This window comes from Bacillus cereus group sp. Sample62 (assembly GCF_036851315.1).
In the GTDB taxonomy this organism is placed as follows: Bacteria; Bacillota; Bacilli; order Bacillales; family Bacillaceae_G; genus Bacillus_A; species Bacillus_A wiedmannii.
In genome coordinates this window covers 3,750,202-3,762,561 of record NZ_JAFLPK010000001.1, presented here as the reverse complement: position 1 = coordinate 3,762,561, position 12,360 = coordinate 3,750,202, and the positions used below count along the sequence as shown (strand labels likewise).

Genomic DNA, 12,360 nt, shown 5'->3' with positions numbered 1-12,360 from the left:
CGTAATAAATGATTGATTTCACAATAAAAAAGTAAGCAAGAGAACACTTGCTTACTTTATAGAATAAACATCGCAACGATGGTGGTGACGATTAAGCCAATCACAACCGGTAAAAAGTTTCGGCGTGCAAGTTCAAATGGATCTACTTTACAAATGGCAGCGGCAGGAATAAGCGCCCAAGGAATTAAAGTCCCGCCTCCGGTCCAGATTGCAGCAATTTGCCCGAGTGCTGTTAATGTAGCTGTTCCATGCCCAAGTGCTGTTCCGAAAAGATTGGCAATTGAACCAGCAAGTGATATACCAGAAAAGCCAGATCCATCTAATCCTGTTATGACACCAACGATAGTTAATGTTCCCGCCGATACATATTGATTTAAAGGAACAGTTTGAGACAAAGCGATTCCTAAGTCGTTAATGATTCCGTGTGAACCTTTCGGTAAATAGTCCCCGATAATTTTTACAAAGCCGCTATCTCCTAAATAAAAGAGTGCAGCAATTGGGATAACTGGACCAAAGATTTTAAATCCAAATTGGAGCCCTTCTATAAAATAATCGGTCGTTTTATTTAGTCCATTACCTTTGTAGGCGATAAGGGAAATGATGATAATCATAATAACAGTTGTCCCGCCGATAAGTGCAGTTGCATCGCTTCCTTGTAGTTTAAATTGAATCATGCAAAGGATATCGATGGCATATACGACCGGAATACAAATAGCGAGCCATTTTTTTGTCCGAGAAGATAATGAAGTGAGCGTTTTAGAAGACTCAGTTGATGGAGTAGATTCTTGCATCGATAAGCCTGTATGAAATTCTTTTCGTAAGAAGAAAAATGCGACGGAAGTTGTCACAATGCCCATAACGATAACGAGCGGAACACTGGCAGAAACAACGCTGGAAACAGGAAGACCAGCAGCATCCGCTGTTAATTTCGGTGCACCTTGAATAACGAAGTCACCAGATAAGGCGATACCGTGTCCGAACAAGTTCATAGCAATGGCAACCCCAATTGGCGGAAGGCCGACGCGTACAGCGACGGGTAATAAAATAGCCCCCATTAAGGCGACAGCTGGAGAAGGCCAAAAGAAGAAAGAAATTGTCATCATTAAAAGGCCGATAATCCAGTAGGCGAGGGTAGGGGTACGAATCATCTTTGTAAATGGTGAAATCATCGTATCATTTATGCCAGTATGAACGAGTAGATTGCTTATTGATACGATAATGGAGATGATTAATATAGTTGGTAATAGCTCGGTAATGGCGTAAATGAAACTTTGAAAAATACCGCTAATGGCAAGAGGGATAGAACTTGTAGCGGTTAATGCTAATAAAAAGATAAAAACGATACAAATAATCGTCGTATCTTTCCGGAGAATAAAAAAAGTAATAATAGTGAGTAAACAAAGAATATAGAGAGCGTGCAATAGCGTTAATTCAACTCCCATAACATTCACATCCTTTAGGCATTCGTGTAGTTTATTGTATGAAAGCAGTAAAAGTATGTGAGTATAGGAAAAAGAAAAAAAGTGAAATTTCATATACTGTAATGGTAATAAGTGGAAATTGATGTTACAACACAATTAATCCTAAACATGAAATTTAGGGAGGGCTTATGCGCAAAAAAAATGGGTTTTGGGGATTCATCCTTTCTTGTAGTCTATTAATCATTTTGAATCCGTTTACAAGTAATGAATGGATCAGTATTATACCTGTTTTCGGGTTTGTATTTATACTGTTATATAACTGGGATGATATGAAACAATATAGTAAGAAAAGTATCGGATTTATGATAGTCATTATTGTTATTTGTTCATTTATCGCAGGGATTATTTTAATAGAGGGGCAGAAGCAAATGGAGAAAATGTCTATTTTTCAAGAATGGATGTCTTCTGCAAAAGGTCTTTATCTTGTAATTGTCGTTGTTGTTTTTCTAAGAATTGTTATAAGCGTAGCAAGTTACATATTAAAGGAGAAGTAGAATGGGGGAGTACGAATGAGAAAGAAAATAGGTTATTATGGTGTGCTCGTTTGTTTATTATTATCAGTTATTTCAGGGCAATTTCTTAAAAGTGAATGGGTACCAATTATATTATGTATAGGAGTATTGATATTTGCTCCTATGTATCGCTGGGATGAATGGAAAGCGTATAGCCGAAAAAAGAAAATTGTTTTCAGCATCGAGTTTGTCATTATAATTAGCACGATTCCTTTTTTGTTATTGAAAGGAAATGAGATAATAGATGGAATTGTAATGTTTCAAGGCTGGTTATTTATTGCGAAATTGATATATTTAATATGCATTTTAATGTTGGTAGCGGTAGTCGCCAAAAAAGTAAATGAAAAGCTATTCGCTAATGAATAAAAGAAAATGCCACCCTTATTCGGTGGCATTTTCTCATTTTACTGAATGAGATTTTTGCATCTTTTTAACTAAACGAATTTGTCCGCGATGATTGATTTCATCTTCAAATACGTGAAACCACTTAAAGTAGTTATTTGCTGGTTTGTCATACCAAAAGTCTGTCGTTTTAAATAGCCATTCATCAGGTAACGATTGAAAAGTCTCGATCGTTTTGGAACGTACTTCTTGTAATGTGTTTATGTAAAATTCTATAGAGTTTCCTTTTATTTTCTCGCGGCCAAGAGCTCCTAACTCAATAGCAGGTAACCACCGTTCTAATTCAGCTTCCGTTGGTTCACGGTCTTCAAAAGTATGAATTTGGTAGTAAAATTCAATAGCAGCCATATGGTACAAAAGCATACCAATTGAGTTTGCTTCCTCATCATATAAATAATCAAGTTCTTCAATTGTTAAACCTTTCACCGCTTGCATTGTTGTATAGCGAGCGTAATTCATCATGGAAACAAGTTTGGAAAATTCAGCTTGCAAACCATCTATTTTATCAATTACAAAATTCAATTTAAATTCCCCCTCTTTAAACGATGACTCCAGAGAAAGAATTCTATGTGCAGAGAAAAACTCCTTTTAAAAAGGTCATGTTTTTAACAAGGAATCACAATTAGTTCCCGATTTGATTTTGTAATAACTTCATATCCGTCTTTTGTGATGACAATATCATCTTCAATTCTACAACCGCCCCAGTTTGGTATGTAAATACCAGGTTCAACTGTAACGACCATACCTTCTTCTAAAGTAGCCTTACTTTCTTGGGATAGACGAAGAGGTTCATGTATTTCTAACCCAAGACCATGACCAGTAGAGTGTCCAAAATATTGGCCGTATCCATGCTCAGTAATGTAATCTCTCGTTATATCATCGATACTTTTCGCAGTTTCCCCAGGTTTAATTGCTTCCGTCCCACGTTTTAACGCTTCTCGTACAACATTGTATATCTTTTTGAATTCTTCTGATGGTTCTCCGATTGCTACAGTACGAGTTATATCGGAACAATATCCATCGTAAAGTGCACCGAAATCTAATGTAACGATGTCGCCTCGCTCGATTATTTTATTTGATGCAACTCCATGAGGAAGTGAAGAGCGAACGCCAGAAGCTACAATGATTTGAAATGATGAGGAGGTAGCCCCTTTTTTACGCATGAAAAATTCTAACTCATCTCGTACATCATTTTCACTTATTCCTGGTTTTAGAAACGTAATGATGTGGTGAAATGCTTCGTCAGCAATATTAGCTGCGATTTTCATTGTTTCTATTTCAGGCGTGTCTTTAATAATACGAATATTTTCGATGATTTCGCACACTTGAATCATTTCCACATGCACGTATTTTTGTAAGTTTTTATATTGTTGCAATGTCATGTTGTTTTCTTCAATTCCGAGTTTTTGAATGTTTAATTTCGATACTTGATGTGCAACTTCTTTTTCTAAATTTCCTTTATGCATAATAATTTCAGCATCTTTTATTTGTGATTTCGCTTGATCTACATAGCGAAAATCAGTTATAAAAACAGCTTTATCCGCAGAGATTAAGACGACGCCAGCGCTACCTGTAAAGCCAGTTACATATTGACGATTTTCTTTTTTTGTAATGAGTAACCCGTCAATTCCGTAATTATGTAGTTGTTTTTGGATATTAGTTATTCTTATATTCATTTTAATTCCTCCTTTTTATATTAATAAAGCAAGAATTGTGCCAGTATGTTTATTTATAATAAAAGAGGAGAGGGAGTTGTGTGTCAAAAAAACTAGACAAATATAAAATAAATATGTCAAAATTTTTTAGAGTAATGTAAACTTGCACATGATAATCCTTTTAATTATAATATTATATTTTTTATATAAATAAATAATATTAATTGGTATAATAAGGGGTTGTTATGTATTTTCTGGTAGGTAACGATACGTAACGAATAAATAGAGTTAAGGATTGTGAATACATGAAGAAATTAAGTAAAGTAATGTCATGTTGCTTGGTGGCTAGTATGTTAGTTGTAGCAGGTTGTGAAAAAGGTGAAAATAAAGTTCAAGTAAATGAAACGATTGAACAGCTTGAGGAAGCACCAGAAGTGACAGAAAAAGAAGTGAAAAAGATTGTAAGAAAGAGTGTAGATGCAATAGCAGATGCATTTAGTGAGATGGAAAAAGAAAATGGATGGAGCCGAAATAATCCTGGAGATTTAGCTACAGCTAAAAAAGGCGTTAAGGGATTAGTTTCAGATAAGTTTGTGGAGAAGGCGCTTCCAGGATTGCTTGATACATTTAATAGATCAAGGGAAACAGATATGTTACCATTTCCGATTCATATTGAGCCGGACGTGAGGACAACTTATTCACAGAAAAATGATGTTTTAAAGATTGAGACGCTTACTCTTGCAAATGATATGGGGAATGAAGCGGAGATGTGGGAATTTGTTTTCGTGTATACCGATGGAAAATGGTTAATGGATAGATGGTCATCAAATACCCCAGTAGATTTAAAGTTAACTAAAGAAGAAGCTAAAGAACTTCTTAGAGTACAAGGTTTCAAGAATGTCTCTTTTGTTAGAGAAGAGAATAGTGGAAATAAGAAATATATTTTTAAAGAAAGTAATGAAGTAGTTGCTGTCGACGCCAAAAACTCGGTTATTGCTCATAATGTAGATGATGAAGAGCAAGAAAAGGTAACGAAAAAAGATTTTGTTCAAGAGCAAGAAACAGTTAAAGGGAATGATGCTAGTACGTCTACTAGTTCAAAAAAAGAAACTTCGTCAGCAGTAGGTAAAACTAAGGTTTTAAATGAGTTAGCAGCTCTAGAAAACGAAGAAAAACATACAAATGTTATGTCAACAAATGACATAGTAAATGAAATAGAAGGAAATTATCAACTGTGGGATAATAAACTAAATGAAATTTACAGTACATTAAAAAATACGATGTCAGCTGATGCGTTTCAGTCGTTGAAAACGAAACAAGTTGCATGGGTTAAAGAAAAGGAAAGTAAGGTTAAAGCCATTGCTACGGATGAAAATAATGGAACGATGAAATATATTGAAGCTGCAGATGAAAAATACAAGATGACAAAAGAAAGATGCTATGAATTAGTGAATGGGTATATGAACTAGTGTGAACGAATGTAAAAAATGCGTTGCTTATAAGCAACGCATTTTTTATTTACGCTTTTAGTTTCATTACAGTATCAGCATCCGGTGTTACATATACGGTTTGCTGATTGTCGTACGTAACAAAACCAAGTTTTGCACCACTCGGTTTTTTGACATGGCGTATTTTGGTGAAATCTACAGGAACAGAACTAGAATCTTTTGCTTTACTGAAATAGGCAGCGATTTTAGCAGCTTCTAACACAGTTTCTTCGGTAGGTTCAAGAGAACGAATGACAACATGAGACCCAGGGATATCTTTCGTATGTAACCAAATTTCATCACGACGGGAAAACTTCGTTGTTAAATAATCATTTTGCTTGTTGTTTTTACCGACGAAAATTTCTGTTCCGTCACTAGCTAAATATTTGTCCAATACCGGTTTAGTTGGTTTCTTCTTAGCATTTTTTGCTTTACGATTGCGCATATAACCTTCTTCAGCTAATTCCTCACGAATTTCTTCAATATCTTTTGAAGAAGCAGCTTCCATTTGTTGAAGTAAGCTATCAAAATAAAGAATTTCTTCATTTGTTTTTTCGATTTGTTCTTCTACAACAACAACTGAATTTTTCGCTTTTTGGTACTTTTGGAAATAGCGTTGCGCATTGTCAGATGGTGTTTTTAAAGGATCTAATGTAATTTTTACAGTTCCGCCATTTTCGTCGTAATAGTTAACGACTTCAATATCTTTATCCCCTTTTTTCAAAGCGTACATGTTGGCTGTAAGTAGTTCTCCAAATAGTTGATATTTATCTGCTTTTCCGGCATCTTGTAATGTTTTTTCTAGTTTAATGAGTTTTTTCTCATTTTTATTTTTTTCGTTTTGCATAAAGCGCTCTAAATCATAAGCTTGTTGTTTTACACGGTCGCGCTCTGCTTTTCCGAAAAAGAAACGGTCTAGCAATTCACTAACAGATGAAAATATCTTATCTTCTCCTTGCAAGTGTGCAAGAGGGAAAAGATAAAAGAATTCTTTCCCATTTGAAGTAGTCATTGTTGGTGAATATGTATGAGTTAGTAATGGTTTTTGTATGGAGAAAAATGCGTCCGCTAATGCTTTTTCATTTACCATACCTGCTTTTTTCACTACTTCTTTTGCGAATAACGGCGATATTCCCGTAAAGGTGCCTACAAGCTGTTTATCCATGTTTCCAGATAGAAAGTCTAGCGGTCTAATAAATTCATCATTTGTTTCAATCTGAAGTGGGTTAATTTTATGTTGTGCTGGTGGTGCAATATATTCAGCTCCAGCGTATACAGTTCGATGGCGGTTTACTGCTAAAGAAACGTGTTTTAAGCTATCTAAAATATTGTTTGTTTTTGTGTCTACCAAAATGATGTTACTATGTCGTCCCATTATTTCAATTACTAATGTTTTTAGCGATTCATCACCAATTTCATTTCTGCTACGAACGGTGATTTGAATAATGCGCTCTAAATCAATTTGTTCAATTTTTTCAATGAAACCACCTTCTAGATGCTTGCGGAGAAGCATACAAAACATTGGCGGAAGTGCAGGTGAATCGTAATTTTGATTTGTTAAGTGTAAACGTGCATATGTCGGATGAGCGGAAAGAATCAGTTTTTGATTTTTTCCGTTTGCTCGAATATGTAATAAAATCTCGTATTTTGAAGGTTGGTATATCTTGGAAACTCTTCCTGTGTAAAGAGAATTTGCAATTTCATGTGTAATTGCTCTTGTAAATAATCCATCGAATGCCATAAATGAACACTCCTTTCTAACTAAAAGTTAATTATAGCATTTTTTTGGACGAGGCTGAATAAGCTTTCAATAGAGTATGTCTGGAATCAGGAGGTCGATAGCGGGATGAACTGGTATGGAATGCGCGCACACGAAGTGGAAGAAAGAACGAATACGAATGTGAAGGTTGGACTTACAGAGAAGGAAGCAGAAGGGCGAATAAAAAAATTTGGTACAAATGAATTAGATGAAGCCAAAAGGCCTTCTGCACTGATGGTATTTTTGGCGCAGTTTAAAGATTTTATGGTACTTGTTTTATTTGGTGCAACAATAGTTTCGGCTTTTTTAGGTGAATACATTGATTCTATTGCGATTGTTGCGATTGTTATTATCAATGGTATTCTTGGCTTTTTTCAAGAAAGAAAGGCTGAAAAGTCACTGGAAGCTTTAAAAGAGCTAGCCGCCCCGCAAGTTACTGTAATGCGGAATGGAAAGTGGGTAAAAGCACCGTCTAAAGCACTTGTTTTAGGTGATGTCATTAAATTTTCTAGTGGTGATCGTATTGGGGCGGATGTACGTCTTGTTGAGGCATCAAGTTTATATATCGAAGAATCAGCTTTGACAGGAGAGTCAGTACCTGTGCAGAAGAAGGTAGAAGCTCTGCAGGGGCAAGATGTTTCAATTGGTGATCAAAAAAATATGGCTTTTATGGGTACGATGATTACACGAGGAGCTGGAACAGGGGTCGTTGTAGCAACTGGTATGAATACAGCGATGGGCCAAATTGCAAATATGTTACAAAATGCAGAGCAAATGGAAACACCACTGCAAAGAAGATTAGAGCAACTCGGGAAAATATTAATTATTGTGGCTCTTATTTTGACAGCGCTTGTCGTATTAGCCGGTGTGTATCAAGGGAATGAAGTGTATCATATGTTTTTAGCAGGCGTGTCGCTAGCTGTTGCTGCTATTCCTGAAGGATTACCAGCAATCGTTACAGTAGCTTTATCGCTTGGTGTACAGCGTATGATTAAAAAGAGAGCAATTGTAAGGAAGTTACCAGCGGTAGAAACGTTAGGATGTGCTTCTGTTATATGCTGTGATAAAACAGGAACAATGACGCAAAACAAAATGATGGTAACACATATGTGGTCAGGTGGAGAGTTATGGAAAGTGACGGGGCAAGGGTATGAACCTAATGGCTCTTTTTTGAAAGGTGAAAAAGAATGCGATCCAGCTAAAACGAAAGCATTGTATCAACTACTCACATTTGGTTCACTATGTAATAACGCAAATATTATTCAAAAGAAAAAGGCGTATGTATTAGATGGAGATCCAACTGAGGGAGCACTAGTAGCTGCAGCAATGAAAGCGGGGATAACGCGTGAGGCACTGAAAGGGAAATTTGAAATTATTCGTGAATTTCCATTCGATTCAACTCGAAAAATGATGAGTGTTATTGTGCGAGATAGAGAGGGGAAAAAGTTTCTTGTTACGAAGGGAGCACCAGATGTCCTCTTGCAAATGAGTCAAACGATTTTATGGGGGGATAAGCAACAACCGATAAGTGAGTTGTATAGAAAAGAAGTACAGGCGGCTATTCATAGTTTAGGTAGTCAAGCGCTTCGAACCATTGCGGTTGCATTTAAGCCATTAAAAGTAACAGATTCTATTGAACATGAAAGAGACGTTGAAAAAGATTTTATGTTGGTCGGGATACAGGGAATGATTGATCCGCCAAGACCAGAGGTAGAACAGGCTGTAAAAGAGTGCAGAGAAGCTGGTATTCGAACAGTGATGATTACAGGAGATCATAAAGTGACAGCAATGGCAATTGCGGAACAATTAGGGGTTTTACCACCTGGTGGACGTGTTGTTGAAGGAGTAGAACTCGCGAATATGGATGTAGAGGAACTAGAAAGTGTTGTAGAAGACACATATGTATTTGCTCGAGTATCACCTGAACATAAATTGAAAATTGTTAAGGCGTTGCAAAATAAAGGGCATATAGTAGCGATGACAGGTGATGGAGTAAACGATGCTCCGGCTATAAAAACAGCGGATATTGGGATAGCAATGGGAATTACAGGGACAGACGTTGCGAAAGAAGCTTCTTCTCTTGTTTTGCTAGATGATAATTTTGCTACGATTAAATCAGCGATTAAAGAAGGTAGAAATATATACGAGAATATACGTAAGTTTATTCGTTATTTATTAGCATCGAACGTAGGAGAAATTTTAGTCATGCTATTTGCAATGTTACTTGCATTACCGTTGCCGATGGTCCCCATTCAAATTTTATGGGTGAACTTAGTTACTGACGGTTTACCGGCGATGGCATTAGGATTGGATAAGGCGGAAGGAGACGTGATGAAGAGAACGCCGCGTCATCCGAAAGAAGGTGTATTTGCTAGAGGGCTTGCCTGGAAAATTATAAGTCGTGGCTTTTTAATTGGAGCAGTGACGTTAGTGGCGTTTATTATTGCATATAATCAACATCCAAATGAACTGAAATATGCACAAACTGTGGCGTTTGCGACGTTGGTGCTTGCACAACTTATTCATGTATTTGATTGCCGAAGTGAACATTCTATCTTCCACCGTAATCCATTTGGGAACGTGTATTTAGTAGGAGCGGTTATCATTTCTTTACTGTTAATGTTAGTGGTTATATATTACCCACCGCTACAACCGATCTTTAGTACAATGCCAATACAAGCGAGAGATTGGTTGTTAATTGGAGGTTTGTCATCAATTCCGACCTTCTTACTAGTAGGTTCTTTATTAACAGGGAAAAAGGGGAAGAAGGAAAAGCCAATATTATATAAGAAGGGATTAAACTTGAAATAGTCAATGATATGAAAATGTGATATAATTTACAGAAGGTAGTAGAGCCTTGTCTCTATTACCTTTTTCATTGAGTTATTTCATGGCTTGGATGTGATAAAAATGATTTGTAGTATGACAGGATTTGGAAGATCAAAAGTAGAAAATGATACTTTTCAAATTACAGTAGAAATGAAATCGGTGAACCACCGTTTTCTAGAGATGAGTATTCGACTTCCGAAGCAAATGATGATATTTGAAGACAAAATTCGTAAAATAATTGCAGAACAAGTTCGGCGTGGACGCATTGAAGTGTCTATTAGTATAACGGGTGAAGGGCTTGTTGAAAGAAAATTAAGTGTGAATTGGTCGCTTCTTGAGCAGTACCAATCGATTATGGAAGATATAAAAGGAAAATTTCAATTACAAGATTCTATTACACTTCAGCAATTAATGGAAATGCCAGAAGTAACAGCGATTGAAGAAGTAGAAAATGTAAATGAACAATTTGAGAACGGTTTATATGAGGCTGTTCGCCAAGCTGCTCATATGTTAAAAACGATGAGAGATGGCGAAGGAGAACGATTACATAAAGATATAGCGTATCGTTTACAAGAGATTCACAATTGTGTAAATGCAATTATTCCGCATGTACCAATTGTTACACAAAAATATCGTGAACGATTAGAAAATCGCTTAAAAGAATTACATAATCAAGATCTAGATGAACAAAGATTGTTAACAGAAGTCGCAATCTTTGCAGAGCGTTGTGATATTCACGAAGAGTTAGTTCGTTTGCAAAGTCATTTAGAGCAATTTCGTGAAACACTGCAGATTGAAGAGCCTGTTGGAAGGAAAATGGATTTCATCGTGCAAGAGATGCATAGAGAAATTAACACGATTGGTTCTAAGGCAAATGACTTAACAATTTCAAAATATGTTGTAGAAATGAAAAATAACCTTGAAAAAATTCGTGAACAAGTACAAAATATTGAGTAGCTTTCAAAAAATATATAAAGTTATACGTGGTGGAGAAATCGGATAGACTTACTAGGAGGCGCAAACTATGGCCATGCGGTTTTTAAATATTGGATACGGAAATATTGTATCTGCTCATCGAATTATTGCTATTGTAAGTCCGGAGTCAGCTCCTATTAAACGAACAGTACAGGAAGCACGCGAACATAATGCTTTGCTTGATGCTACGTATGGGAGAAAAACAAGGGCGGTTATTGTTATGGATGATGGGCATGTGGTATTAAGTCCAATTCAGCCAGAGACGATTGCACATCGTTTGAATAATAAAGAAGATTTAAGTGAGGAAGGGTAGGTTTTACATATTTATGAGAAGCAGAAGAGGATTGCTCATCGTTCTTTCAGGACCTTCTGGGGTTGGTAAAGGAACGGTTCGAAAAGAGCTGTTTAGTCATGAGGATACACGTTTTCAGTACTCCATTTCAGTAACGACACGTAAGCCACGTGAAGGTGAAGTAGATGGTGTGGATTATTTCTTTAAAGAGAGAGAAGAGTTTGAGGAAATGATTCGTAATGAAAAATTACTTGAGTGGGCTGAGTTCGTAGGTAATTATTACGGAACACCGATTGACTATGTTGAAAAAACATTACAAGAAGGAAAAGATGTATTCTTAGAAATTGAAGTGCAAGGAGCAATTCAAGTTAAGAAAGCTTTCCCAGAAGGTGTATTTATTTTCTTAGCACCTCCAAGTTTATCTGAACTAAAGAACCGTATTGTCGGCCGTGGTACAGAAACTGAAGATGTTATTGAAAATCGTTTAACGGTAGCGAAAGAAGAAATCGAAATGATGGACGCTTACGACTATGTTGTAGAAAACGATCAAGTTGAATTAGCTTGTGAAAGAATTAAAGCAATTGTGGTTGGTGAACATTGCCGCCGCGAAAGAGTAGCAAAATATTATAAAGAAATGACGGAGGGTCTATAATTATGTTAAATCCATCAATTGATTCATTATTAACAAAAATCGATTCTAAATATACACTTGTAACAGTAGCTGCAAAACGTGCGCGTGAAATGCAACTTGCTGATAACTGTGTTATCGAGCAACCTGTTTCTCATAAATGTGTAGGTAAATCATTAGAAGAAATCGATGCAGAAGTATTAAAATATGTACCAAGCGAAGACAAAATCATCGATTAAGACATTCTTTTCGACAAATTAAAACATAGACTTTATAATTTTCTATGTAACGGTAACAACCTATTTACAAGTAGGTTGTTATTTTTTTACGATAGGGAAGA

At 36.2% G+C, this 12,360-nt stretch carries 12 protein-coding genes; 8 read left to right on the top strand and 4 right to left on the bottom strand.

Features of this window, described 5'->3' with window-relative positions; translation table 11 throughout:
• Window positions 1–56 precede the first annotated feature (56 nt).
• The gene (locus J0835_RS18975; protein WP_087981682.1) at window positions 57–1,442 is read right to left on the bottom strand and encodes a hypothetical protein; all 1,386 of its coding nucleotides are present in this window, start codon (window positions 1,440–1,442) and stop codon (window positions 57–59) included.
• A gap of 167 nt (window positions 1,443–1,609) precedes the next feature.
• Here J0835_RS18975 and J0835_RS18970 point away from each other — a divergent pair, with 167 nt between their 5' ends.
• Window positions 1,610–1,975 carry a YoqO family protein gene (locus tag J0835_RS18970; protein ID WP_087981681.1) on the top strand — a complete coding sequence of 122 codons (366 nt, stop codon included), beginning with the start codon at window positions 1,610–1,612 and terminating at the stop codon, window positions 1,973–1,975.
• Between the two features lie 15 nt (window positions 1,976–1,990).
• A complete protein-coding gene (locus tag J0835_RS18965) occupies window positions 1,991–2,359 on the top strand; it encodes a YoqO family protein (protein WP_087981680.1) in 369 nt (122 codons plus the stop codon).
• A 33-nt stretch (window positions 2,360–2,392) separates the two neighbouring features.
• On the opposite strand, the gene J0835_RS18960 is transcribed toward J0835_RS18965, so the two are convergent.
• A complete protein-coding gene (locus J0835_RS18960; RefSeq protein WP_087981679.1) occupies window positions 2,393–2,917 on the bottom strand; it encodes a DinB family protein in 525 nt (174 codons plus the stop codon).
• An 83-nt stretch (window positions 2,918–3,000) separates the two neighbouring features.
• A complete protein-coding gene (locus tag J0835_RS18955; RefSeq protein WP_087981678.1) occupies window positions 3,001–4,071 on the bottom strand; it encodes a M24 family metallopeptidase in 1,071 nt (356 codons plus the stop codon).
• A gap of 284 nt (window positions 4,072–4,355) precedes the next feature.
• On the opposite strand from J0835_RS18955, the gene J0835_RS18950 reads away from it, so the two are divergent.
• Window positions 4,356–5,519 carry a lysozyme inhibitor LprI family protein gene (locus J0835_RS18950; protein ID WP_087981677.1) on the top strand — a complete coding sequence of 388 codons (1,164 nt, stop codon included), beginning with the start codon at window positions 4,356–4,358 and terminating at the stop codon, window positions 5,517–5,519.
• 49 nt (window positions 5,520–5,568) lie between these two features.
• Here J0835_RS18950 and J0835_RS18945 read toward each other — a convergent pair whose 3' ends face one another.
• Window positions 5,569–7,278, bottom strand: coding sequence for an Rqc2 family fibronectin-binding protein (locus J0835_RS18945; protein ID WP_087981676.1), 1,710 nt, complete (start codon window positions 7,276–7,278; stop codon window positions 5,569–5,571).
• 105 nt (window positions 7,279–7,383) lie between these two features.
• On the opposite strand from J0835_RS18945, the gene J0835_RS18940 reads away from it, so the two are divergent.
• The 5 genes from J0835_RS18940 to rpoZ all read left to right on the top strand — a co-directional run bounded on the left by J0835_RS18940 (window position 7,384) and on the right by rpoZ (window position 12,259).
• Entirely contained in the window at window positions 7,384–10,107 is a 2,724-nt protein-coding gene (locus J0835_RS18940; protein ID WP_087981675.1) for a calcium-translocating P-type ATPase, SERCA-type, read from the top strand.
• A 99-nt stretch (window positions 10,108–10,206) separates the two neighbouring features.
• Window positions 10,207–11,082: a YicC/YloC family endoribonuclease gene (locus J0835_RS18935; RefSeq protein ID WP_087981674.1), complete on the top strand. Its 876-nt coding sequence runs from the start codon at window positions 10,207–10,209 to the stop codon at window positions 11,080–11,082.
• 67 nt (window positions 11,083–11,149) lie between these two features.
• Window positions 11,150–11,413 (top strand): extracellular matrix/biofilm regulator RemA, encoded by a 264-nt coding sequence (remA, locus tag J0835_RS18930; RefSeq protein WP_001251456.1) that lies wholly within the window; start codon window positions 11,150–11,152, stop codon window positions 11,411–11,413.
• Between the two features lie 13 nt (window positions 11,414–11,426).
• Entirely contained in the window at window positions 11,427–12,044 is a 618-nt protein-coding gene (gmk, locus tag J0835_RS18925; RefSeq protein ID WP_001257740.1) for a guanylate kinase, read from the top strand.
• A gap of 2 nt (window positions 12,045–12,046) precedes the next feature.
• Complete coding sequence (gene rpoZ / locus J0835_RS18920; protein ID WP_000933964.1) at window positions 12,047–12,259, top strand: DNA-directed RNA polymerase subunit omega; 213 nt, start codon at window positions 12,047–12,049, stop codon at window positions 12,257–12,259.
• Window positions 12,260–12,360: the final 101 nt, after the last annotated feature.

Coding starts and splice junctions, on each gene's coding strand:
- J0835_RS18975 (WP_087981682.1), bottom strand. CDS start 1,442: ATGGGAGTTGAATTAACGCTATTGCACGCTCTCTATATTCTTTGTTTA.
- J0835_RS18950 (WP_087981677.1), top strand. CDS start 4,356: ATGAAGAAATTAAGTAAAGTAATGTCATGTTGCTTGGTGGCTAGTATG.
- J0835_RS18945 (WP_087981676.1), bottom strand. CDS start 7,278: ATGGCATTCGATGGATTATTTACAAGAGCAATTACACATGAAATTGCA.
- gmk (WP_001257740.1), top strand. CDS start 11,427: ATGAGAAGCAGAAGAGGATTGCTCATCGTTCTTTCAGGACCTTCTGGG.
- J0835_RS18970 (WP_087981681.1), top strand. CDS start 1,610: ATGCGCAAAAAAAATGGGTTTTGGGGATTCATCCTTTCTTGTAGTCTA.
- J0835_RS18935 (WP_087981674.1), top strand. CDS start 10,207: ATGATTTGTAGTATGACAGGATTTGGAAGATCAAAAGTAGAAAATGAT.
- J0835_RS18955 (WP_087981678.1), bottom strand. CDS start 4,071: ATGAATATAAGAATAACTAATATCCAAAAACAACTACATAATTACGGA.
- J0835_RS18965 (WP_087981680.1), top strand. CDS start 1,991: ATGAGAAAGAAAATAGGTTATTATGGTGTGCTCGTTTGTTTATTATTA.
- remA (WP_001251456.1), top strand. CDS start 11,150: ATGGCCATGCGGTTTTTAAATATTGGATACGGAAATATTGTATCTGCT.
- J0835_RS18940 (WP_087981675.1), top strand. CDS start 7,384: ATGAACTGGTATGGAATGCGCGCACACGAAGTGGAAGAAAGAACGAAT.
- rpoZ (WP_000933964.1), top strand. CDS start 12,047: ATGTTAAATCCATCAATTGATTCATTATTAACAAAAATCGATTCTAAA.